This window comes from Sphingomonas sp., from assembly GCF_024508665.1.
In the GTDB taxonomy this organism is placed as follows: Bacteria; Pseudomonadota; Alphaproteobacteria; order Sphingomonadales; family Sphingomonadaceae; genus Sphingomonas.
Map to the genome: position 1 here is coordinate 275,362 of NZ_JANINP010000007.1, position 20,311 is coordinate 295,672.

A 20,311-nucleotide genomic window follows, 5' to 3' on the forward strand; every position below is an offset into this window, starting at 1 on the left:
GGGTATTCTATGGGAGGCCGGGTGGGGGAGCGGGCTGGTGCGGCCTCAAAACTCGCTCTTTTGCGGAGTTTTCAAACAGACTCTGAGCTGCTGGAAGGCTGCGGCTGTTTGCGTTTGCGCTTCGGCCCTTCGCCCGATTTCAGCACGCCGCGGCGGAACCAGCGCGCGCCCAGCGAGATCACCAGCGACACCCAGAGCAATTGCCACAGAATCGCGACCGCGTGCGGCCATAGCGCCGACGAATTGGCGGCATGCGCGGCCATGGCCATGGGCGAGCTGAACGGGAAGATTTCCGCGATCCAGGCGATCGTGCTCCCCGGCTTGCCCGCGGCGGCGGTCGACATGCCGACATTGGCCATTTGCACGACGGTCATCGGCAGCGCCATCAGCTGGAGCTCGCGCTGGGTCGAGGCTTGGGCGCCGAGGATCAGATAGACCGCGCCGATCAGCAGGTAAGACATCACGAAATAGGCGAGGAACAACAGAGCGAAGACAGGCTTGCCGACGGCGGGCGCGACACCCGCCAGCGCCGCCGCCGTCCCGGCAGGGAGAATGGCGGTGATCTGGCTCGCGACCGTGCCCCAGAAGCCGACGAACAGCAAAGCGACGCCGAACATGCCGATGAGCTTGCCGAAGAACACCGATTCGAGCGGCACCGCGGCGGCGAGCACTTCGATCACCTTGTTGCTGCGTTCTTCCGCCATCGTCCCCATCGTCAGGCCGGCGAGGAACAGGGTGAGCAGGAAGATGGCCATGACCGCGAACAAGGCCGCCGCATTATGGCCGCTGGTGGTCACGACGGTGCGGACGATCTTCGTCTTGGTCGGCGCGCTGAGCGGCGCGGTCGATCCCAGCTTCTGCGCGCGCAACGCCTGCTCCGCGAGACCCGCGAGATAATCGGCTTCGTTGCTCCCACCGCCGCCATAGACGATCGTCGGGTGCTCGAGCGGCCCGTAAAGCGCCGCGTCGACATCGCCGTCGCGGCTCGACACGCGTGCGCGGGCCTGGGCGGCGGGGTCGTTCGACGGCGTCACGACGTCGAGGGGCGGCGGGATGTCGCCACGTCCGAATACCTGGCGCAACTGCCGGTCGGTCGCGACGATCGCCGCAGCCTGATCGGGCGCGGCGATCACGACGATCCGAGCGCGGTCGGCGGCGCCCTGCGCCATGCTCGATGCGCCGAAGCCGCCGGCTGCGCCGAACAGGATGGTGAACATCGGCGACAACAGGAAAAGCAGGAAGGTCGGGGTGAACACGGTGGCGATGAAATCGCGCCGCGCCACGGTCAGCGCCTGGCGCAGTCCACGACCGATGTTATTGGCCATCACAGCGCCTCCGCTTCGGCTTGGGCCAGCGCTTCGGCGCCGACGATGCGGACGAAGGCATCGTGCAGACCGGGACGCTCGATCGACAGCCCGGCGACGCCAAAGCCCGATTGCGTCAGCTTGAGCAGCAATGCCTCGACCGCGTCATCGGCGACGGGAAAGACCCAGTCGCGCCCATTATGCTGCGCATCGGCAGGCAGGATCGCCGCCACCTCGGGGCCGTCGCGCTCGGGCTGGTAATGCGCGCGCATCGGTAGCAGCCCGCGCGCGTCCGCGACCGTCCCTTCGAACCGCCGCTTGCCCCCGGCGATGATCGCCAGCCGGTCGCACAGCCGCTCGGCATGCGCCATGACATGGGTCGAAAACAGGACGGTGGCGCCGCGCGCCTGTTCGGCGCGGATCAGCCGTTCGAGCCCTTCCTGGTTGACCGGATCGAGTCCCGAAAAGGGTTCGTCGAGCACGAGCAAATCGGGCTGATGGACGACCGAGCCGAGCAACTGGACCAGTTGCGCCATGCCCTTGGACAATTTGCGGATCTTGAAATCGACCGCATAGCCTAGGCCGGCTTGCTCCATCATCTCCACCGCGCGCTTGCGCCCGGTTTTCCACGGCAGGCCGCGCAACGCGCCCATGAAGGCGATCGCTTCGCGCGCCTTCATCTGGGGATAGAGCCCGCGCTCCTCGGGCAGATAGCCGACATGATCGCTCGCCTCGCGCGGGCGCTCGCGGCCGAGCAGGGTGCGCTCGCCTTCATCGGGTTCGATGATCCCGAGCAGCATGCGCAAGGTCGTGGTCTTGCCCGCGCCATTGGGGCCGAGCACACCGTAGATCGTCCCCGTCGGCACGGCGAGATCGACGCCGTCGACCACACGCCGCCCACCGAATTTCTTGACGAGGCCGTGGGCGGTGACGGCCAGAGATTGAGACACGCGACCTCCCTCGACTGGTTCGTCCGTGGTAGCGGGGCGGAGTGACCGAACACAAGTCATTCGAAAACCGCTTGCGCGCCGAAGCCTTAAGGCTCGGTTTCGCTGCCGTCGGTATCGCGCGCGCCGACGCCGCGCCGCGCTCCGGCGAGCGGCTAAGGCAGTGGCTGGCCGAGGGCCGCCATGGCGAGATGATCTGGATGGAAGAGCGTGCGCATCACCGTGCCGCGCCGGCCGGATTGTGGCCCGAGGTCAGGAGCGTGATCGCGCTCGGCATGAGTTATGCGCCCGGACGCGATCCGCTCGCGCTGGCCGGGGAGGGGGATCGCGGGCGGATCTCGGTCTATGCGCAGGGCAGCGACTATCACGATCTCGTCAAGCGGACGCTGAAGGCACTGGCGCGATGGATCGTGGCGGAAGCGCCGGGAAGCGACCTCAAGGTGTTCGTCGATACCGCGCCGGTGATGGAAAAGCCGTTGGCCGAAGCGGCCGGGCTTGGCTGGCAGGGCAAGCATACCAACCTGGTCAGCCGCGATCACGGCAGCTGGCTGTTCCTGGGGGCGATCTACACCACGCTCGACCTCGCGCCCGATGAGGCGGGACGCGATCGCTGCGGTTCGTGCGACGCGTGCCAGCGCTCGTGCCCGACCGATGCCTTTCCGGCGCCCTATCGGCTCGATGCGCGCCGGTGCATCTCGTATCTGACGATCGAGCATAAAGGGCCGGTGCCGGAGGAATTTCGCGCGGCATTGGGCAATCGCATCTATGGCTGCGACGATTGCCTGGCGGTGTGCCCGTGGAACAAGTTCGCCTCGGCGGCAGCGGCCAATCGAGCCTTTTTTCCTCGAGCCGAACTAGCGGCACCGTCGCTCGCCGATTTGCTCGCACTCGACGATGCGGGATTCCGCGAGGTGTTCTCGGGTTCGCCGATCAAGCGGATCGGGCGGGATCGCATGGTGCGTAATGCGGCCTATGCGGCGGGGAATAGCGGGGATACGGCACTGGTGCCGGTGCTGGAGGGGCTACAAGAGGACCAGTCCGACGTTGTGCGCGACGCAGCCGAATGGGCGTTAGACAGACTGAAAGCCCCTCCCCTTTAGGGGAGGGGTGGGGGTGGGGCAGTGCCCCAAGCCGTATCGCCTATGGATAGGCCCCACCCCAACCCCTCCCGCGAGCGGGAGGGGCTAAACTTACTTACCCCCACCTCTCCGCGCCAGCGCCGCGACGCAGCTTGCGCGGTCTATCGGACTGCCATCGGGCTGGCGGGCATCGACATAGGTCACGGTCGGCTCGCCGCCGTTCTTGCCCGGATAGAGATAGGTATCGAGCACGCAGAACGAGCCCTGGAATTGCAGTTTGCGTGCCGTGCCTTCGCGGACATCGGCGTTGGCGCTACCGAACAATTGGGTGAGGCCGGCGGCATTCTGCCCGATCACACGCTCCAGGCCGCTGGTCGGCTGGGGTGGCCTGACGACCATTGTCGGCGTGGCGGGGCGCGCCAACGTCGTCTCGCCGCAGCCCGCAAGGAGCAGGCCGAGCCCCGCAACAACCAATACAGCTTTCATCCTCGTCTCCCGTGAAACAGGTGCGCCGCCATTGCCGCGCCCAGGATCGGGGCGAACAGATTGACGACCGGCAATGTCAGCAATGCCGACACGATGACCCCCAATTCCCAGCGCACCCAGCGGGTCGACGCGCGCCACGCCTTCATCTCCGATGGCGCGATATGGCGCGCCGCGACCATCTCGCCCAGATCGACTCCCAACAGCCAGCCATTGGCGGCGAAGAACAGCAACGGCGTGCCGAATCCGGTCAGCAGGAGCAGGATATAGGCTGGGGCGAGCACCAGATTGACCGCCAGCGCGCGCCCGGCCGAGCGCAATCCCATGTGCAGCGAGCGCGCGAACGGCACGTCGTGCGCGCTCGCCAGCGCGTCGGGATAATGTTTGCGCTCGACCGCAATCACGATCTCGTCGCCGAACAGGTCGATCACCGCGATCGCGATGGCGCGGAACAGGACCCAGCCGAACAGGAGCGTCGCGACGAACTCGCCGATCATCGCCAGGCCGGCGGCGTCCTCGCCCCAGCCGAGCTGGTCGACGAACAGCCATTGCGTTCCGAACCAAAGTCCTGCGCCGAGCAACAGGAAGACCAGCAGGGTCAGCCCGATCGACTTGAGAAAGACGCGCAGGATCGCGGAATCGGTAAGCTGGCCGAGCGACAGGAGGAAAGCGCGGATCATCGTTGCTTCTGTCTAGCGGCGGCGATACGGCGCGGCCAACCATTTCCCGGAGATATCTGACTTGACCAACCCCGCTTATGACGTGGTCGCGATCGGCAATGCCATCGTCGACATCCTTTCGCAGTCGACCGACGAGTTCATCGCCGCCGAGGGCATGACCAAGGGATCGATGGCGCTGATCTTCGATCCTGACGCGGCCGACGATCTCTATTCGCGGATGGGCCCGGGGCAGGAAGTATCGGGGGGATCGGCGGCGAACACGATTGCGGGCCTCGCGGCCTTGGGCCAGCCGACCGGCTTTATCGGCCAGATCGCCGACGACCAGCTCGGCCAGGTGTTCGCGCATGACATCAAGTCGCTCGGCGTGCATTTCGCCACGCCGCCTGCAACCGGCGGCGATCCCACCGCGCGTTGCCTGATCCTGATCACGCCCGACGGCCAGCGCACGATGAACACGTTCCTGGGCGCGGCGCAGTTCCTGCCCGAGAGCGCGGTCGATGCAGAGACGATCGGTGCGGGCGCGATCCTCTATCTCGAAGGCTATCTGTGGAACGCCGAACAGTCGCGCGATGCGATGAAGCGCGCGATCAAGATGGCGCGCGATGCCGGGCGCAGGGTGGCGTTGACGCTGTCCGACACCTTCGTGGTCGAAGGACATCGCGATGAATTCTTCGAGCTGATCGACGCCGGCCAGATCGACCTGCTGTTCGCCAACGACAACGAAGTCCGCGCGATGATGCAGACCGACGATATCGCGGCGGCGGTGAAGAACCTGGCGGCGCGCGTGCCGACGCTTGTCTGCACGCACGGTCCCAAGGGTGCCGAGGCGCATCATGGCGACCAGCATGCCCGCGTGCCCGCCGAACCGGTCGATCATGTCGTCGACACGACCGGTGCGGGCGACCTGTTCGCGGCGGGCTTCCTCGCCGGCCAGGCGCAGGGCCGCGACCTCGAGACGAGCCTGCGGATGGGCGCGATCTGCGCCGCCGAATGCATCTCGCACGTCGGCCCGCGCCCGCTGGCGGACCTCAAGAAGCTGGTGGCTGAAAAGTTGAGGTGATCCTGTTTCTCTCTCCCGCAAGCGGGAGAGGGAGGGGCTCGCGAAGCGGGAGGGTGAGGGTCTTCTTTCTTCTTCCAGGCGTCCGCCGAGACAGAAGAAAGAAGACCCTCACCCAACCTGCACCGGGTGAACAGTGCCCCGCACTGTTCAGGTCATGCCGGGGGCATGACCGACCCGGTGCACCCGCAGGCGGGAGAGGGCTAGAAAGAAAAGGGGCCGGAGTATCGCTACTCCGGCCCCTTTCTCGATGCCCTAAAGGCGGGCGCTCACTCGGTACCGGGCACGCGCGGCGCGAGGCCTTCATAGGCCTCCGGCTCGGGCACATCGATGATACCCCGGCCGACATGGCTGCGGCTGCGGCTGTAGAAGAAATAGATCAGCAGCCCGATCAATCCCCAACCCGGCAGGACGAGGATCGCGGTCAGCGGCAGCGAGATATAGAGCCCGATACAGCCGATGATCGCGAGCGGTGCGATGATCCACACGCCGGGCGTGCGGAACGGCCGCTTGCGGCCCGGATCAGTGCGGCGCAGCACCATGACCGACACCGCCACCATGAAGAAGGCGAACAGCGTGCCCGAGTTGGAATAGTCGGCGAGCTTACCCACCGGCAGGATCGCCGAAGCCACCGCCGCGCCGACTCCCGTCACGACCGTGACGACATGCGGGGTACGGAACTTCGGGTGGACCGAGGCCAGCCTCTCTGGAAGCAGGCCGTCACGCGCCATGGTGAAGAACACGCGGGTCTGGCCGAACATCATCATCAGCACGACCGACGGCAGCGCGAGCACTGCCGCGACGCCGACCAGTCGGCCGATCACCGGCCAGTTTATAACCTGGAGAACATGGACCAGAGCTTCCTTCGAGCAGACTAGCGGCTCCATCGCGCCCGTCGCGACGATCCGGGCGCAGCGTCCGGCCATTTCGGCCGATCCCGGTGCGAGGACGCTGCCATCGGCGCCGGTCACCGGCTGCGCACCAATCGCACCGATCGCGCCCGAGGCGACGAGCAGGTAGAAGATGGTGCAGATGCCGAGCGACCCGATCAGGCCGATCGGCACGTTGCGCTGCGGATTCTTGGTTTCCTCGGCTGCGGTCGAGACTGCGTCGAAGCCGACATAAGCGAAGAAGATCGATGCCGCGGCGCCCAGCATACCCGTCGTGCCGGTGGGCAGGAACGGCTCGGAGGGCGAGTTGAAATGCGTGCCGTTGAGGACCGGTAGAGTCAGCACGATGAACGTGGTCAGCGCGGTAATCTTGATCAGCACCAGCACCGCATTGACGCGCGCGCTCTCCGTCGTGCCGATGACCAGCAGCCAGGTGACCAGGCCGACGATGAAGACCGCCGGAAGGTTGATCCAGCCGCCGGTGTCCATCGCCGTCTGCAGGTCGACGTTGGGCGTGGCACCGAACGCGACCTGGGCATGAGCCATCAACGCATCGGCGTTCTTGATCGCATTGGGCAAATGGAAGCCGATACCATCGAGCAACCCGGCCAGATGGTTCGACCAGCCGACCGCGACCGCGCTGGCGCCGACCGCATATTCGAGGATCAGCGCCCAGCCGACCATCCAGGCGAGCAATTCGCCGGTCACGGCATAGGTATAGGTATAGGCCGATCCCGATACCGGCACCATCGAGGCGAGTTCGGAATAGCACAAAGCGGCGACCGCGCAGACGAACCCCGCGACGACGAAGCTGAGCAGCATGCCCGGCCCCGCCTTTTGCGCGGCTTCGGAAGTCAGCACGAAGATACCCGTGCCGATCACGGCGCCGATGCCGAGCATCGTCAGCTGGAACGCACCGAGCGATCGGTGCAGCCCCTTTTTCTCGGCGGTCGCAAGGATCGCATCGAGAGGTTTTACGCGGTCAAAAATCATGAATGGCCAACCCCCAAGGTGGTATTTTGGTGCTGGCGGCGGAGCCTAGTCGCAAAACCCCTACGTGCAATCCCTTATTGGTTTCTGCTGCGACGAACGCGCGTTCGGTTTCAGCAGAGCTGAAACGGTGTCGATCCAGCGAAGCTGCAAACGCTCTACCGCGCCAGCATCGGCCCCAGGGCGCGTCCGCCGAACAAGTGGACGTGGAGATGCGCGATCTCCTGGTGTCCGTGCAGGCCGACATTGGCGAGCAGGCGATAGCCCGGCGCGACGAGATCGAGGTCGCGCGCGACCTTGCCGACCGCTCGAACGAAGCCGGCGATCTCCGCTTCGGACGCGTTGGCGCTGAAATCGTCCCACGAGACATAGGGTCCGCGCGGGATCACCAGGACATGGATCGGCGCCTGGGGGTTGATGTCATGGAAGGCGACTGCCCATTCGTCTTCGTACACGCGCTTCGACGGGATCTCATCGCGCAGGATCTTCGCGAAGATGTTCTGGTCGTCATAGGGCAGGGTGGCGTCGATCGGCATCAGCGGCTCCGATTGGCTTTTTCGGTGAGACCGGAGGTGCCCGTCCGCCGCGCCAGCTCGTTGCGCACGTCGTTGAGGCACAAGCCGGATTCCGCGAGCAGGACGAGTAAATGATAGACCAGATCGGCGGCCTCGCTGGTCAACTCTTTCTTGTCCTTGCGCATGGCGGCGATGACGGTTTCGACGGCTTCCTCGCCGACCTTTTGCGCGATCTTGGCACGGCCGCCGACGAACAAGGCAGCAGTGTACGAGCTGGAGGCGCTCTCGCCCTTGCGGGAATGGATCAGCGCGTCGAGCGCGTCGAGCGGATCGTTGTTCATGGCGCGAGCGCTGCCTGTCCGCGCCGCCGCCGTCAATCCTTTGGCGCAGCCGCCGTCGTGTCCGCCGGTTTGGCGAAGCGCTTGCGAAGTGCCCGACGCGCCAGCCAGACGCCCGCAACCGCCATGCCGAACAAGGCGATGTCGGACAGTTCGGGCATCGATCGCGTGTGGATCACCCCGCTATGCGGTGGGACCGAGGCGAGCGTGGGCATTGCGGTCAGCAGCAAGGGCAGGGCGAAGACGTAGCGCATTGAGAGGGCGTAATACCGCGAGCCTCTTAACTTTCCGTCATGTCGGGTTTGTCCCGGCATCCAACACGCAACAACGGCTGGATTCCGTTGAGGAGCGTTGGACCCCGGAACAAGTCCGGGGTGACGTTGTAGCTAGGCTAGCGGTCTACGCACCGGGATGCCCGCCGCGGCCAGCGCGCGGTGCGCGTCCGCGATGCTCGCCTCACCAAAATGGAAAATACTCGCGGCGAGCACCGCGCTGGCATGGCCGTCGCGGATGCCGGCGACGAGGTCGTCAAGGCCACCGACGCCGCCCGAGGCGACCACCGGCACGCTGACCTGGTCGGCGATCGTGCGGATGAGCTCGAGGTCATAGCCGCTGCGCGTGCCGTCGCGGTCCATGCTGGTTACCAGTAACTCGCCCGCGCCAAGTTCGGCTAGCCGCAGGGCATGCGCGACCGCGTCGATTCCGGTCGGCTTGCGGCCGCCGTGGGTGAAGACTTCCCAACCGTGCGTCGTGCGTCGTGCGTCGACCGAGGCGACGCAGCATTGGCTGCCGAAGCGCTCGGCGATGTCGCTGACGAGTTCGGGCCGCGCCACGGCGGCGGAATTGACCGCGACCTTGTCGGCACCGGCGAGCAACAGGGCGCGTGCGTCCTCGGCCGAGCGCACGCCGCCGCCGACGGTCAGCGGCATGAAGCAGACTTCGGCCGTCCGCCGCACGACGTCGAGGATGGTGCCGCGCGCTTCGTGACTGGCCGTGATGTCGAGGAAGCAAAGCTCGTCGGCGCCCGCCGCGTCATAGGCCTGCGCCTGCTCGACGGGATCCCCGGCGTCGCGCAGGTCGACGAAATTGACGCCTTTCACCACTCGGCCATTGGCGACGTCTAGACAGGGGATGACGCGGGCGCGAACGGTCATCTGCCGGTTCCGACCGCGAGAATAAGGATGCCCGCCAAGGCCATGCCGGTAACGATCACCAAGTTGACGGCCGTCGCGCCCCAGAAGAAGGCGGGCGCCTGAGCACGGTCGAAAATGAGCGGGTTGATGTTGCCGAAAAATAGAGCCGGCATCTCGCCGTCGTTATAGCCGTCGCGGAGCTTGCTGGCGCCATAGGCCGCCAGGGCAAACAGAATCAGCGAAAGGACGACCCGGTTCACGCCGCTTCCGCCACCGATATCGCCGTCGCGAGGTCGAGCCGGCCATCGTACAGCGCGCGGCCGGTGATGACGCCCTCGATCCCGTCGCGGGCGTGGAGCGCGAGGATGTGGATGTCCGCAATCCCTCCGACACCGCCCGAGGCGATTACCGGGATGTCGACCGCGCGGGCAAGATCGACCGTCGCCTGGACGTTGCAGCCCTTGAGCAGGCCATCGCGTCCGACATCGGTGAACAGCAAGGCGGCGACCCCGGCATCCTCGAAGCGACGCGCCATATCCTCGACCGACACGTCCGAGACGTCCGCCCAGCCGCGAGTCGCGACCATGCCGTCCCTGGCGTCGACAGCGACCACGATGCCGCCCGGGAAATCGCGCGCGGCCTCGCGCACCAATTGAGGATTGTCGAGCGCCGCAGTGCCGATCACCAATCGCGAGACGCCGACGTCGAACCATCCTTCGATCGCCGCGCGGTCGCGGATCCCTCCGCCCAATTGGACATGGCCCGGAAAGGCGGCAACCACCGCGCGGACGACATCGCCATTGACCGATCTGCCTGCGAACGCACCGTCGAGGTCGACCATATGGAGATGCTGCGATCCCGCCTCGGCAAACGCCATCGCCTGCGCCACGGGGTCGTCGCCATAGACCGTCGCGCGGTCCATATCGCCCTCGGCCAGGCGCACGACATTGCCGCCCTTGAGGTCGATCGCCGGGAAAATGATCAAGGACATCAATAATCCTCCCCGGAACGGGGAGGGGGACCGCTCGGCGCTAGCCGAGTGGTGGAGGGGCCCCGCGACCAACGAGCAACAGTGGAGAAGGCAGCCGCGGGAGGGGCCCCCTCCACCAAGCCGCTGCGCGTCTTGGTCCCCCTCCCCGTTTCGGGGAGGATTTTCACGGCCGCCATTCTAGGAACCTTTCCAACAGCGCTAACCCGTAGCGCTGGCTTTTCTCGGGATGGAATTGCACGCCCGCCATATTGTCGCGCGCGATTGCGGCGACGACCGGGCCGGCGTGGTCGGTGGTCGCGACGACGTCTTCGCCCTCGAATGCGTAGCTGTGCAGAAAATAAGCCTCACCCGCTTCGATCAGCGGGTGCGGGAGTGTCGGCCGGACGTCATTCCAGCCCATGTGCGGTACCTTGGCGGCAGGGTCGGTCGGCGTCAGCAGGCGAATGCGGCCCTTGATCCAGCCGAGCCCTTCGTGATCGCCCATTTCCTCGCCGACGTCCGCCATCAACTGCATGCCGACGCAAATACCGAGGAACGGCGCGCCGTCGCGCCGCACGCGCTGGTCGAGCGCCTCGATCATGCCGGGGACGGCACGCAACGCCGCCGCGCAGGCGCCGAACGCGCCGACGCCGGGAAGGACGATGCGATCGGCACCACGCACCAGCTCGGGATCGGCGGTGACCGCGACGTCCCGCGCGCCTGCCGCCTTCAGCGCGTTAGCTACCGAATGCAGGTTGCCCGCGCCGTAATCGATCAGGGCGAGCGTCACGCGAACAGGGGAGCGACCGCGTCGGCCGCCCAACTCGCATTGAATTCGATCACTTCGATCGTCGCCGAACCTTCGGTCACGAACGGGTCGGTCGCCGCGAGTGCTTCGACTTCCGGCTTGCGGCCGCGGCAGACGATCACGCCGCCGATGCGCGGGTTGCGGCGTCCCGACAGCAGAAACAGGCCTTCGGCATAGCCACGCTCGAGCCAGTCGATATGCGCCTTCATGTGGCGGTCGACCTCATCGAGGGGAACGACATAGGTGATCAGGATCAGGCATACCGGCGCGTCGGCGTTGGTCGCCGGCATCACAGCGTCCCCTTGGTCGAGGGAATCGCACCGGCCTTGCGCGGATCGATCTCGACCGCTTCACGCAAGGCGCGGGCGAGGCCCTTGAACGCGGCTTCGGCGATATGGTGATTGTTCGAGCCGTACAGCGTCTCGATGTGGAGCGTGATTCCGGCGGTCTGCGCGAACGAGTGGAAGAAATGCTCGAACATCTCGGTGTCCATCTCACCGAGGCGCTTCTGCGAGAATTCGGTCTTCCATACGAGGAACGGACGCCCCGAAATGTCGAGCGCGACCCGGGTCAGCGTCTCGTCCATCGGCGACAGCGCTTCGGCATAGCGGCGGATGCCGCGTTTTTCGCCGAGTGCCTTGTTGATCGCCTCGCCGATCGCGAGCCCGGTATCCTCGACCGTGTGATGCTGATCGATATGGAGGTCGCCGATCGTCTTCACATCCAGGTCGATCAGCGAATGGCGCGACAATTGTTCGAGCATATGGTCGAAGAACCCGATGCCGGTCGACACGGCATAGCTGCCGGTCCCGTCGAGATTGACGGCGACGTCGATCGACGTTTCGCTCGTCTTGCGGCTGATCGTCGCGGTGCGCATCGCGCCCCCATATGGGTGTGTCGCACGTCATGCAATCTTGACCCGCCGCTCGCATCGGCTACCCAAGGCATATGAGTGATGGACTGCCCGATAGCCTGATTCCGTATGATGAGATCGTGCAAGAGGCATTGCGCGCCGTGGTCGGCCGCGTGCTGGGCTCGGTCGCGGCCGGCGGCGGGCTGCCCGGCGAGCACCATTTCTATATCACGTTCAAGACCCAGGCGCCCGGAGTAAGCATTCCCGAGCGCCTGATCGAGCGGTTCCCGGACGAGATGACGATCGTCCTGCAGAACCGCTATTGGGACCTGACGGTCGACGACGAGCGATTCTCGGTCGGGCTGAGCTTCAATCAGGTGCCGTCGAAGCTCGAAATTCCCTATTCAGCGATCACCGGCTTTCACGATCCGGCGGTCAATTTCGAACTGCGTTTCCAGGCGCAGGAAGGACCTGAAGGTCCCGAACCGCATGACGAGGCCGAAAACGATCATGTCGAGCGCGTCGATGACGGCTCGAACGTCGTAAGCGTCGATTTCAAAAGGAAGAAGTAGGCCGAAGCGAGCCGCGCAAGCTGCGCGGCGGTCACCTATTGGTGACGCGAACGGCCGGCCGGTGCGGCGATAGCCGCGTCCGACGTCACGGGATTTACTTCCGTGACGGCTCCTGGAGGTCTGCTTTCCCAGGTGAACTAGCCCCATCTCCCGCGTCACCCCGTCCTTGTGCCGAGGTCCACTCCTCCATTCGCGAGATGAGGGGTTGTTGCGCGGTGGATGCCGGGACAAGCCCGGCATGACGAAGAAGGTGAAGGCCTTCTATGGTAACGGCTAGGCTCAATCGAGCCGCTGACTAGGCCGCCAGCGCGAGACGCGATCCGCGTTCGGCATCTCGACCATTTCCCCCGGCGTAACCTCGACCCCCGCCCACAGCCGCGCGATCACCTCGCGGTCGAGCTTATCGCTTTCCTGCAGCAGATGCGGGCACAATGCCGGCCAGTCATGCGCGCCCCAATCGGCGGGATTCTCCTGGCGAAGGACGGTCTTGCACGCGTCGTCATCCGCCAGAATGATGTCGCGCGGTTCGACCAAGCCGTTCGCAGCGGTGTCGTAGAAGACGCGCAGGCGCGGGCGGCTGGCGCGGCGGCCGTTGGACAGCACGATCGCCAGCCGCTGCGAGCGCAGGCGGACGACCATGCCGACCGGGAACACCGCAATGCTCTGGTAGAAAGTGAACAACAGGTCGCGATCGAATTGGCCGTTCCAGCCATGCATCGCGGTTACCGCTTCAATCGGGGACCAGGACTCCTTGTACGCGCGGTCCGACGTCAGCGCGTCATAAACGTCGCAGATCGCGCCCATCCGCGCTGCCAGGCTGATCTCGCTGTCCTTAAGTCCGAACGGATAGCCGGTGCCGTCGATCTTTTCGTGATGATGGCGGCAGACGTCCATCACAATAGCGGGGATGGCGTCGGCCCGGCCGAGAATCGCGCAGCCGCGTTCGGGATGAAGCCGCGCGATGGCGAATTCCTCGTCGGTCAGCCGACCTGGCTTGTTGAGGATTTCGGACGGCACGTCCATCTTGCCGATGTCGTGCAACAGTCCCGCCAGGCCGAGTTCGCGCACCATGTCGTCGGCCAGTCCAAGGTGGTGGGCGAAATTGACCATCAGCGCGCACACCGCGACCGAATGCAGATAGCTGTAATCGTCCTTCGATTTGAGCCGGACGATACCGATCAGGGCATAGGCGTTGCGTTGCACCGATTCCGAAATCTCGTCGACGACTGCTCCGACCTGATCGGAGTCGATTGCCTTCCCCATTCGGGCATCCTCGAAAACGCCGCGGATGATTTCCCTTGTCCGCGCGACGATGTCGGCGGCGCGCTCGCGCTCGGCGGTGATGCCGGTGGGGATGTTGGCGGCGACGGGTTCAGTGATGATGATCGGCTCCGGCTCGTCGTCGACCGGGGCGAGTCCTCGCGCGGTGTCGATCGTCACGAAGGCGATGCCCGCGTCGCGCAGGGCGGCGATCTCGCCGTCCGATCGCAACAGGAACCGGCGGCGCCAGAACGGATGGCTGAGCCACGAGCCCTCTATGGCATGCAGGAACATGCCGGGGCGAAGCAGAGAGAGCGGGACTCGGCGCAGCATGCTCGCCTGAATAATCGATATCGGTTGACAAGTTACTACTTTCGCAGTGTTTTCCTATCCGAGGATATGTCGGCCGTCGGGCTCTGTCTCCGCCGGATCGAGATCGACCTCACCAGGAGAAGGTGGCGCGCCGCATAGGGTGATATGGCTCAACACCAGCCGCAGGATCCGACACCAATGTCACGCGCAACCGCGATCGCTTATGCGGTCGCGCTGCCGATTTCATTGCTGCTGCTCGTGTTCCTACCTGTTGGCGATATCGGCTGGATGCCGGGCTGGATCTTCGTCGCGGCGCTGGCGATCGGGTTCGCGGCATCGGGGTTGGCGCTCGCCAAGGTCAATCCTGTCATCTTTCGTGCGCGCAGTCGCTTCCAGCCGGGGACCGAGCGTTGGGACTTGCCGCTGGTGGCGGTGATCCTGACCGCGATGGTCGCAACCATTCCCGTCGCAAGCTTCGACGCGGGAAGGGCGCATTGGTCGCACGTGCCGCTGTGGTTGGTCGTGATCGGTTACGCTGCCTTGTTCGGCGGGATCGCGGGCACCGCCTGGGCGCAAGCGGTCAATCCGTTCTTCGAACCTGGCGTGCGCATCCAGTCGGAACGGCATCAGCGGGTGATCGACACCGGGCCTTATCGCTTCGTCCGGCACCCCGGCTACAGCGCCGCGGTGGCGATGTTCCTCGGCATGCCGCTGGCGCTCGCTTCCTGGTGGGGACTGCTTCCGGCCGCGATCGCGTCGATCCTGCTCGTCATCCGTACGGCCTGGGAAGACCGGCTGCTCCAGGGGCGCCTGCCCGGCTATCGCGAATATGCCGGTCGTGTGCGCGCAAGGCTTGTGCCCGGCATCTGGTGACGCCAAGTCGGGCGCACCGTCCGACAAGGAGCCTGCGCGATGACCGACACCCGCACCGAAACCGATTCGATCGGCGCGATCGAAGTGCCGGCGGGCGCTTATTGGGGGGCGCAGACCCAGCGATCGATCGAGAATTTTCCCTTCGGCGAGCGCGAGCGCATGCCGATCGCGATCGTCCATGCGCTGGCCCTGGTGAAGCAGGCGGCGGCGCGGGTGAACCGCGCACATGGGCTAGCGGCGGAGAAGGCGGACGCGATCGAGGCGGCCGCCGCGGAAGTCGTCGCCGGCAAGCTCGACGACCAGTTTCCGCTGGTCATCTGGCAGACCGGCAGCGGCACCCAGTCGAACATGAACGTCAACGAGGTGATCGCCGGCCGCGCCAATGAGATGCTGACGGGCACGCGCGGCGGCAAGACGCCGATCCACCCCAATGACGACGTCAATATGAGCCAGTCGTCGAACGACAGCTTTCCGACCGCACTGCACGTCGCGGCGGCGCTGGCGGCGACGCGGCGGCTTCTTCCCGCGCTCGATCGCCTCGCCGACGCGCTGCTCGTCAAAGCGGAGGCATGGGACGATATCGTGAAGATCGGGCGGACGCATTTGCAGGATGCGACGCCGCTGACGCTGGGGCAGGAGTTTTCGGGCTATTACGCGCAACTCAAGCTGGCCCATGCCCGCACCGAACCGTTCGTCGTCCATGCTTTGTCGAAGCTGGCGCAAGGCGGAACCGCCGTCGGAACCGGCCTCAACGCTCCGGCCGGATTCGCCGAGGAAATCGCCGCCGAATTGTCGAAACTGACCGGTTTCGCATTCGAGACCGCGCCTAACAAGTTCGAGGCGCTGGCCTCGAACGACACTTTGGTCGATTTTTCGGGACGATTGAACAGCCTGGCGGTGGCGCTGACCAAGATCGCCAACGACATTCGCCTGCTCGGATCGGGGCCGCGCTCGGGCATCGGCGAGCTGGTACTGCCGGCAAACGAGCCGGGCAGCTCGATCATGCCGGGCAAGGTCAATCCGACCCAGTGCGAGATGCTGACGATGGTCGCGGCGCAAGTGATCGGCAATCACCAGGCCGTGACGGTCGGCGGTATGCAGGGGCATCTCGAGCTCAACGTGTTCAAGCCGATGATCGGGGCCGCGGTGCTGCGGTCCGTCGACCTGCTGAGCGTCGGGATGGAGAGTTTTGCCGAACGGTGCGTCGAGGGAATGGAGCCCGACCGGCGCCGGATCGCCGAGTTGGTCGACCGCTCGCTGATGCTGGTCACCGCGCTCGCGCCGGAGATCGGCTACGACAATGCCGCGAAGATCGCGAAGCATGCGCATGCCGAAGGGATGACGCTGAAGGAAGCGGGGCTGGATTTGGGGCTGGTCGACGAGGCGACGTTCGACCGTGTGGTACGGCCGGAGAAGATGGTGGGGCGGTAAGGCAAATCCTCCCCGCTTTGCCGGAGGGGGACCGCCGGCCGTAGGCTGGCGGTGGAGGGGGTCGGCCGCAATGGACTCGCTTGCGGCCTACCCCCTCCACCAAGCCGCTTCGCGCCTTGGTCCCCCTCCCCGTAAACGGGGAGGATTTTTTAGCCCTTGATCCGCGCCACCTCGGCCTCAAGCTTGTTCAACGTCGTGCGCCAGCCTTCAGGCGCGCCGCCGACCATGGCCTTGGCCGCCTCGTCGTAGATTTCATATTCCTGCCGCACCGACATCAGCGAGCCGTCGCCGTCATCGGTGAAGGTCACGAACGTGCGCACCGCGAACGGCGCGTTGCCGCTGTCGTCGACATGGGCGCCGGCCTCGAACGACAGGCTTTCATTCTCGACCACGTCGATGAAGCGGCCATGGTTCCAGAATTTCTGACCGTCGGGCGCCTGCATGCAGATGTCGAAGCGGCCACCGGGGCGGCATTCGATCACCGCTTCGGGCGTGGTGAAATGTTCGGGGCTGAACCAGTTCTTCATATGCTCGGCCGTGGTCCAGGCCTGGAACACGATGGCGCGTGGCGCATCGAAATGGCGCTCGATCACGAGCGGTTCCGGGCGAATGATCGTCTTCTCGGTCATTTTTGCTGTCCTTTCAGGGTGTTGACATAGTCCTCCAGCTTATCGAGTCGGCCTTCCCACTCGCTGCGGCAATCGGCGGTCCAGCGTTCGACCAGCCCGAACGTCTCGGTGTCGATCCGGCAGGTCCGGACCCGCCCAGCCTTGTGGGACCGGACCAGCCCCGATTCCTCGAGCACCGCCAGGTGCTGCATGACGGCGGGAAGCGACATGGCGAAGGGGGACGCCAATTCGCTCACCGACATCGGCCGAAGCGCGAGCCTTTCCACCATCGCCCGCCGCGTCGAATCGGCGAGGGCGTGGAAGACGCGATCGAGAGAAGGTGATTCGTTAAGCATGCGCTTAAGTATTCCGAGTCTAACACTTTAGCAAGTGCTTTAGTGTTGATCGGCCTATTTTCCCGTCACCCCAGCGAAAGCTGGGGTCTCGGGCGAGGGGCACGATAGGGCCGAAGACCCCAGTTTTCGCTGGGGTGACGGCATGGAACCTTCTGCGCCATCCGGCTTTCAATCACAGACATCACAGGGAGATATTGTGTGATCGGAGACTTCATCGCCGCTGCCATCGGCCGCAACATCGACCAGCGCGACGGGGAGGGAGGGACTCTCGGCGCGGTTGTCGGGGTGGCGACGTGGGAGGTTGCCAAGCGCGTCGTTCCCGCCGCGATCGTGCTCGGTGGCGCGGCGCTCGGCGCACGCTATCTGATGCGCAAGTTCGGGAACGAGCCCGCCAGCGCTTGACGCGCCCCCTGCGCGCACGTCAGTAGCGCGCATGATCGATCATCGTTCCTCGCAGCCGCCGGGCTTCAAACGCCGTGGCCTGATGTTCGTGCTGTCCTCGCCGTCCGGCGCCGGCAAGTCGACCATCGCCAACCGGTTGCTGGCGGAAGAGAATGGTCGCCTCAAGATGTCCATCTCCTACACGACGCGGCCGATGCGCCCAGGCGAGCAGGAGGGGCGCGAATATCATTTCGTCGATACCGACACGTTCAAGGACATGGTCGAAGACGACGCCTTCCTCGAATGGGCGCGGGTGTTCGACCAGCGCTACGGCACCCCGCGCGACACGGTGTTCAAGGACCTTGAGGCCGGGCAGGATATATTGTTCGACATCGACTGGCAGGGCGCGCAGCAGTTGTTTCAGCTTGCCGGGGGCGATGTCGTTCGCGTCTTCATCCTGCCGCCGGGTTTGAAGACGCTCCGCCAGCGACTGGAGGGGCGCAACACCGACAGCCAGGACATTATCGACCGCCGCATGGAACGCGCCCAGGCCGAAGTCAGCCACTGGGACGGCTATGATTATGTCCTGGTCAACGACGATCTCGACGATTGCTTCGAATGCGTCCAGACGATCCTTACGGCCGAACGGCTGAAGCGCTCGCGCCAGCGCGGGCTGATCGGATTCATTCGCAAGCTGCCGGATAATTGATTGGGAGCCAGCAATAAACTCCCTCTCCCCTTGTGGGAGAGGGAGGGAGCGCCGTGGGCGCGGAAGGGTGAGGGGGAGTCACAGCCGATCTCGCTCGTGACTCCCCCTCACCCTTCCAACTCGCTGACGCGAGCGGGCCCCTTCCCTCTCCCACAAGGGGAGAGGGAGTTGGCCATCGGCCGCGCACACTAGACCAAACTCAGAAACCGCGCGGCTGCCTCGAAGTCGCGTTGCCGTGTCTCGCGCGCTTTCACCGCCAGCTCGTCCTCGCCCCATTGCTCGGCCTGCCAATCCTCGTCGAGATTGGCGGCTCTCCAAACGGCGTCGGCGTCCATGGCGCGCTCGGCCAGCGCCAGCGCCAGGACCAAGGATCCCGTGATCGTCACGATCGGCGACAGCGGCGCGAGCTCGAATGGGGCGCGTGCGGCGACAGCGGCGCCCAGCCGATCGATCGTCGCATCGGGTTGGGCGCGGTGGATCACCCCGGTTACGATCTCGAAATGTACGTCGTAGCGGTCGCGTGCCCAATCGAGCGGCGGATTCCATAAAGCGGTCTGACGCTCCACGAGCTCGGGGGGGCTCTCGGCGTGGTAACAGAGCAGGTCGCTCTCACCATAAGCGGCTAGGCCAGCGGCGAAGGCGGCGGGATCTGGCGCTATGCGGTCGATCGCGGCATTGGCGAGGCCGGTCAGCGGCATCGCGCGCGGATCGATATCGTCGGCGACCATGCGCCATTCGTCGGCGACGGCTTCGGCCAGGCCGGCGGTCGGCAGCACCAGCGGCGCGCGACCCGGCGTGCGCACCGGCCGGTCGTCGAGCCGCACGCCGCGCTCGGCGTCGACGGTGACATCCTTCCAGAATCTCTTCATCGCCGCGTCTTGGTCGTCCGTTTGGGCGGTTCGTCGACGGTGCGCCAGCGATGCGCGAGCGAGGCGGGAACCGCCCAGGACATATAAAGCGCCGACAGCACGATCGCGACGCCCAGCACCTTTGGAGGCCAGGTCGGCGCGCGCCCGATCAGGATCACCGCGAACACCGCGCCGGCGATCGCGAGCAGGCGGATAGCGGTGATGATCAGCCAACGGTTGCGGGATTGGACGGCGGAATCGGTCATCATGCCTCCAGATGATGCGGCAGGTCGGCGACCGCAAGCGCCACGCCATGCGCGCCCGCCGCGACGAGTTCCTCGGCGGGATGATAGCCCCAGGCGACTCCCACCGCGCGGACGCCGGCATTCACCGCCATCAATATGTCGAAGCTGGTGTCGCCGATCATTACCGTTCGCGCCGGGTCGGCGCCGGCTTCCGCGATCGCCGCCGCGATCATCGACGGATGCGGCTTGGAGGGATGACGGTCCGCGGTCTGCAACGTGACGAAATGATGCTTCAGGCCATGCGCGGTCAGGATATGGTCGAGCCCGCGATCGGATTTGCCGGTGGCGACCCCCAGCATCCAGCCGTCGTCGGCGAGCTGCTCGACGATCGCGTCGATGCCGTCGAACAATGGCTCGTCGGCGAGCGCGCCGCTGGTCCGCATCGCGAAGAATTTGTCCTTATACGCCTGGGCCAAGCGGCGGTGATCCAGGTCGCCGGCGTCCGGCAGCAGCGCCTGCATCGCTTCGACCAGGCTCAACCCGACGATGCGGCGGATGCGGTCGCGCGAGGGTACCTCGACCCGCGCCTCGGTCAGCGCCTCCTCGACCGCGCGGCAGATATTGGCCTGGCTGTCGACCAATGTCCCGTCGCAATCGAAGATTGCCAAT

Annotated in this window: 27 protein-coding genes; 7 read left to right on the plus strand and 20 right to left on the minus strand. The window is 65.6% G+C overall.

The annotated features are described in order from the left end of the window. Positions 1-71: 71 nt before the first annotated feature. Both Q0L25_RS16455 and Q0L25_RS16460 read right to left on the minus strand, forming a co-directional pair. Positions 72-1,325, minus strand: a complete 1,254-nt coding sequence (locus Q0L25_RS16455) for an ABC transporter permease (RefSeq protein WP_296616157.1) — start codon at positions 1,323-1,325, stop codon at positions 72-74. Beyond that, positions 1,325-2,254: an ABC transporter ATP-binding protein gene (locus Q0L25_RS16460; protein ID WP_296616158.1), complete on the minus strand. Its 930-nt coding sequence runs from the start codon at positions 2,252-2,254 to the stop codon at positions 1,325-1,327. The genes Q0L25_RS16455 and Q0L25_RS16460 overlap by 1 nt, the downstream gene beginning before the upstream one ends. Positions 2,255-2,295: 41 nt before the next feature. Between Q0L25_RS16460 and queG the strand changes: the two genes are divergently transcribed. Next, positions 2,296-3,351, plus strand: coding sequence for a tRNA epoxyqueuosine(34) reductase QueG (gene queG / locus Q0L25_RS16465; protein WP_296616160.1), 1,056 nt, complete (start codon positions 2,296-2,298; stop codon positions 3,349-3,351). 90 nt (positions 3,352-3,441) lie between these two features. On the opposite strand, the gene Q0L25_RS16470 is transcribed toward queG, so the two are convergent. Then, complete coding sequence (locus tag Q0L25_RS16470) at positions 3,442-3,816, minus strand: hypothetical protein (protein ID WP_296616161.1); 375 nt, start codon at positions 3,814-3,816, stop codon at positions 3,442-3,444. Next, complete coding sequence (locus tag Q0L25_RS16475; RefSeq protein ID WP_296616163.1) at positions 3,813-4,493, minus strand: EI24 domain-containing protein; 681 nt, start codon at positions 4,491-4,493, stop codon at positions 3,813-3,815. Before Q0L25_RS16475 ends, Q0L25_RS16470 begins: the two co-directional genes overlap by 4 nt. Positions 4,494-4,554: 61 nt before the next feature. Here Q0L25_RS16475 and Q0L25_RS16480 point away from each other — a divergent pair, with 61 nt between their 5' ends. Then, the gene (locus tag Q0L25_RS16480) at positions 4,555-5,553 is read left to right on the plus strand and encodes an adenosine kinase (RefSeq protein WP_296616164.1); all 999 of its coding nucleotides are present in this window, start codon (positions 4,555-4,557) and stop codon (positions 5,551-5,553) included. Between the two features lie 266 nt (positions 5,554-5,819). Here Q0L25_RS16480 and Q0L25_RS16485 read toward each other — a convergent pair whose 3' ends face one another. The 10 genes from Q0L25_RS16485 to hisB all read right to left on the minus strand — a co-directional run bounded on the left by Q0L25_RS16485 (position 5,820) and on the right by hisB (position 12,071). Beyond that, entirely contained in the window at positions 5,820-7,433 is a 1,614-nt protein-coding gene (locus Q0L25_RS16485; protein WP_296616166.1) for an amino acid permease, read from the minus strand. A gap of 155 nt (positions 7,434-7,588) precedes the next feature. Continuing rightward, positions 7,589-7,966: a histidine triad nucleotide-binding protein gene (locus tag Q0L25_RS16490; RefSeq protein ID WP_296616168.1), complete on the minus strand. Its 378-nt coding sequence runs from the start codon at positions 7,964-7,966 to the stop codon at positions 7,589-7,591. Beyond that, a complete protein-coding gene (locus tag Q0L25_RS16495) occupies positions 7,966-8,286 on the minus strand; it encodes a phosphoribosyl-ATP diphosphatase (protein ID WP_296616169.1) in 321 nt (106 codons plus the stop codon). The genes Q0L25_RS16490 and Q0L25_RS16495 overlap by 1 nt, the downstream gene beginning before the upstream one ends. A 32-nt stretch (positions 8,287-8,318) precedes the next feature. Next, positions 8,319-8,537, minus strand: a complete 219-nt coding sequence (locus Q0L25_RS16500) for a hypothetical protein (protein ID WP_296616171.1) — start codon at positions 8,535-8,537, stop codon at positions 8,319-8,321. 132 nt (positions 8,538-8,669) lie between these two features. Beyond that, a complete protein-coding gene (gene hisF / locus Q0L25_RS16505) occupies positions 8,670-9,437 on the minus strand; it encodes an imidazole glycerol phosphate synthase subunit HisF (protein ID WP_296616172.1) in 768 nt (255 codons plus the stop codon). After that, positions 9,434-9,676 (minus strand): hypothetical protein, encoded by a 243-nt coding sequence (locus Q0L25_RS16510; RefSeq protein WP_296616174.1) that lies wholly within the window; start codon positions 9,674-9,676, stop codon positions 9,434-9,436. The genes hisF and Q0L25_RS16510 overlap by 4 nt, the downstream gene beginning before the upstream one ends. After that, complete coding sequence (gene hisA, locus Q0L25_RS16515) at positions 9,673-10,407, minus strand: 1-(5-phosphoribosyl)-5-[(5-phosphoribosylamino)methylideneamino]imidazole-4-carboxamide isomerase (protein ID WP_296616175.1); 735 nt, start codon at positions 10,405-10,407, stop codon at positions 9,673-9,675. Before hisA ends, Q0L25_RS16510 begins: the two co-directional genes overlap by 4 nt. A gap of 163 nt (positions 10,408-10,570) precedes the next feature. Next, the gene (hisH, locus tag Q0L25_RS16520; RefSeq protein WP_296616177.1) at positions 10,571-11,176 is read right to left on the minus strand and encodes an imidazole glycerol phosphate synthase subunit HisH; all 606 of its coding nucleotides are present in this window, start codon (positions 11,174-11,176) and stop codon (positions 10,571-10,573) included. After that, positions 11,173-11,484 (minus strand): YciI family protein, encoded by a 312-nt coding sequence (locus Q0L25_RS16525; RefSeq protein ID WP_296616180.1) that lies wholly within the window; start codon positions 11,482-11,484, stop codon positions 11,173-11,175. Before Q0L25_RS16525 ends, hisH begins: the two co-directional genes overlap by 4 nt. Further along, a complete protein-coding gene (gene hisB / locus Q0L25_RS16530) occupies positions 11,484-12,071 on the minus strand; it encodes an imidazoleglycerol-phosphate dehydratase HisB (RefSeq protein WP_296616182.1) in 588 nt (195 codons plus the stop codon). The genes Q0L25_RS16525 and hisB overlap by 1 nt, the downstream gene beginning before the upstream one ends. Positions 12,072-12,142: 71 nt before the next feature. On the opposite strand from hisB, the gene Q0L25_RS16535 reads away from it, so the two are divergent. After that, a complete protein-coding gene (locus tag Q0L25_RS16535; RefSeq protein WP_066593775.1) occupies positions 12,143-12,619 on the plus strand; it encodes an SspB family protein in 477 nt (158 codons plus the stop codon). 279 nt (positions 12,620-12,898) lie between these two features. Here Q0L25_RS16535 and Q0L25_RS16540 read toward each other — a convergent pair whose 3' ends face one another. After that, positions 12,899-14,212, minus strand: a complete 1,314-nt coding sequence (locus tag Q0L25_RS16540; protein WP_296616185.1) for an HD-GYP domain-containing protein — start codon at positions 14,210-14,212, stop codon at positions 12,899-12,901. Positions 14,213-14,389: 177 nt separating this feature from the next. Between Q0L25_RS16540 and Q0L25_RS16545 the strand changes: the two genes are divergently transcribed. Together Q0L25_RS16545 and fumC are read left to right on the plus strand one after the other, a co-directional pair. Then, a complete protein-coding gene (locus tag Q0L25_RS16545) occupies positions 14,390-15,064 on the plus strand; it encodes an isoprenylcysteine carboxylmethyltransferase family protein (RefSeq protein WP_296616187.1) in 675 nt (224 codons plus the stop codon). Positions 15,065-15,103: 39 nt separating this feature from the next. Beyond that, positions 15,104-16,495 carry a class II fumarate hydratase gene (fumC, locus tag Q0L25_RS16550; protein ID WP_296616189.1) on the plus strand — a complete coding sequence of 464 codons (1,392 nt, stop codon included), beginning with the start codon at positions 15,104-15,106 and terminating at the stop codon, positions 16,493-16,495. Between the two features lie 149 nt (positions 16,496-16,644). On the opposite strand, the gene Q0L25_RS16555 is transcribed toward fumC, so the two are convergent. Then, entirely contained in the window at positions 16,645-17,124 is a 480-nt protein-coding gene (locus tag Q0L25_RS16555) for an SRPBCC domain-containing protein (RefSeq protein WP_296616191.1), read from the minus strand. Next, entirely contained in the window at positions 17,121-17,459 is a 339-nt protein-coding gene (locus Q0L25_RS16560; protein WP_066593780.1) for a helix-turn-helix transcriptional regulator, read from the minus strand. Before Q0L25_RS16560 ends, Q0L25_RS16555 begins: the two co-directional genes overlap by 4 nt. Before the next feature lie 198 nt (positions 17,460-17,657). Here Q0L25_RS16560 and Q0L25_RS16565 point away from each other — a divergent pair, with 198 nt between their 5' ends. Both Q0L25_RS16565 and gmk read left to right on the plus strand, forming a co-directional pair. Beyond that, positions 17,658-17,861 (plus strand): hypothetical protein, encoded by a 204-nt coding sequence (locus Q0L25_RS16565; protein ID WP_296616195.1) that lies wholly within the window; start codon positions 17,658-17,660, stop codon positions 17,859-17,861. 31 nt (positions 17,862-17,892) lie between these two features. Continuing rightward, positions 17,893-18,549, plus strand: a complete 657-nt coding sequence (gene gmk, locus Q0L25_RS16570; RefSeq protein ID WP_296616196.1) for a guanylate kinase — start codon at positions 17,893-17,895, stop codon at positions 18,547-18,549. A gap of 188 nt (positions 18,550-18,737) precedes the next feature. On the opposite strand, the gene Q0L25_RS16575 is transcribed toward gmk, so the two are convergent. Genes Q0L25_RS16575 through Q0L25_RS16585 form a run of 3 tightly spaced genes read right to left on the minus strand, consistent with a single transcriptional unit; the run spans position 18,738 to position 20,310 of the window. Further along, positions 18,738-19,418, minus strand: coding sequence for an ATP12 family chaperone protein (locus tag Q0L25_RS16575; RefSeq protein ID WP_296616198.1), 681 nt, complete (start codon positions 19,416-19,418; stop codon positions 18,738-18,740). Further along, positions 19,415-19,663: a hypothetical protein gene (locus tag Q0L25_RS16580; RefSeq protein ID WP_296616200.1), complete on the minus strand. Its 249-nt coding sequence runs from the start codon at positions 19,661-19,663 to the stop codon at positions 19,415-19,417. Before Q0L25_RS16580 ends, Q0L25_RS16575 begins: the two co-directional genes overlap by 4 nt. Then, the gene (locus Q0L25_RS16585; RefSeq protein ID WP_296616202.1) at positions 19,663-20,310 is read right to left on the minus strand and encodes an HAD-IA family hydrolase; all 648 of its coding nucleotides are present in this window, start codon (positions 20,308-20,310) and stop codon (positions 19,663-19,665) included. The genes Q0L25_RS16580 and Q0L25_RS16585 overlap by 1 nt, the downstream gene beginning before the upstream one ends. Position 20,311 lies beyond the last annotated feature (1 nt).

Bases quoted from the DNA above. Each gene is read 5' to 3' on its own strand.
- Q0L25_RS16535 (WP_066593775.1), top strand. From the start codon at position 12,143: ATGAGTGATGGACTGCCCGATAGCCTGATTCCGTATGATGAGATCGTG.
- Q0L25_RS16540 (WP_296616185.1), bottom strand. From the start codon at position 14,212: ATGCTGCGCCGAGTCCCGCTCTCTCTGCTTCGCCCCGGCATGTTCCTG.
- Q0L25_RS16500 (WP_296616171.1), bottom strand. From the start codon at position 8,537: ATGCGCTACGTCTTCGCCCTGCCCTTGCTGCTGACCGCAATGCCCACG.
- Q0L25_RS16580 (WP_296616200.1), bottom strand. From the start codon at position 19,663: ATGACCGATTCCGCCGTCCAATCCCGCAACCGTTGGCTGATCATCACC.
- Q0L25_RS16575 (WP_296616198.1), bottom strand. From the start codon at position 19,418: ATGAAGAGATTCTGGAAGGATGTCACCGTCGACGCCGAGCGCGGCGTG.
- fumC (WP_296616189.1), top strand. From the start codon at position 15,104: ATGACCGACACCCGCACCGAAACCGATTCGATCGGCGCGATCGAAGTG.
- Q0L25_RS16485 (WP_296616166.1), bottom strand. From the start codon at position 7,433: ATGATTTTTGACCGCGTAAAACCTCTCGATGCGATCCTTGCGACCGCC.
- Q0L25_RS16555 (WP_296616191.1), bottom strand. From the start codon at position 17,124: ATGACCGAGAAGACGATCATTCGCCCGGAACCGCTCGTGATCGAGCGC.
- Q0L25_RS16475 (WP_296616163.1), bottom strand. From the start codon at position 4,493: ATGATCCGCGCTTTCCTCCTGTCGCTCGGCCAGCTTACCGATTCCGCG.
- Q0L25_RS16545 (WP_296616187.1), top strand. From the start codon at position 14,390: ATGTCACGCGCAACCGCGATCGCTTATGCGGTCGCGCTGCCGATTTCA.
- Q0L25_RS16525 (WP_296616180.1), bottom strand. From the start codon at position 11,484: ATGCCGGCGACCAACGCCGACGCGCCGGTATGCCTGATCCTGATCACC.
- gmk (WP_296616196.1), top strand. From the start codon at position 17,893: ATGATCGATCATCGTTCCTCGCAGCCGCCGGGCTTCAAACGCCGTGGC.
- Q0L25_RS16560 (WP_066593780.1), bottom strand. From the start codon at position 17,459: ATGCTTAACGAATCACCTTCTCTCGATCGCGTCTTCCACGCCCTCGCC.
- hisF (WP_296616172.1), bottom strand. From the start codon at position 9,437: ATGACCGTTCGCGCCCGCGTCATCCCCTGTCTAGACGTCGCCAATGGC.
- Q0L25_RS16455 (WP_296616157.1), bottom strand. From the start codon at position 1,325: ATGGCCAATAACATCGGTCGTGGACTGCGCCAGGCGCTGACCGTGGCG.
- Q0L25_RS16470 (WP_296616161.1), bottom strand. From the start codon at position 3,816: ATGAAAGCTGTATTGGTTGTTGCGGGGCTCGGCCTGCTCCTTGCGGGC.
- Q0L25_RS16490 (WP_296616168.1), bottom strand. From the start codon at position 7,966: ATGCCGATCGACGCCACCCTGCCCTATGACGACCAGAACATCTTCGCG.
- hisB (WP_296616182.1), bottom strand. From the start codon at position 12,071: ATGCGCACCGCGACGATCAGCCGCAAGACGAGCGAAACGTCGATCGAC.
- Q0L25_RS16495 (WP_296616169.1), bottom strand. From the start codon at position 8,286: ATGAACAACGATCCGCTCGACGCGCTCGACGCGCTGATCCATTCCCGC.
- hisA (WP_296616175.1), bottom strand. From the start codon at position 10,407: ATGTCCTTGATCATTTTCCCGGCGATCGACCTCAAGGGCGGCAATGTC.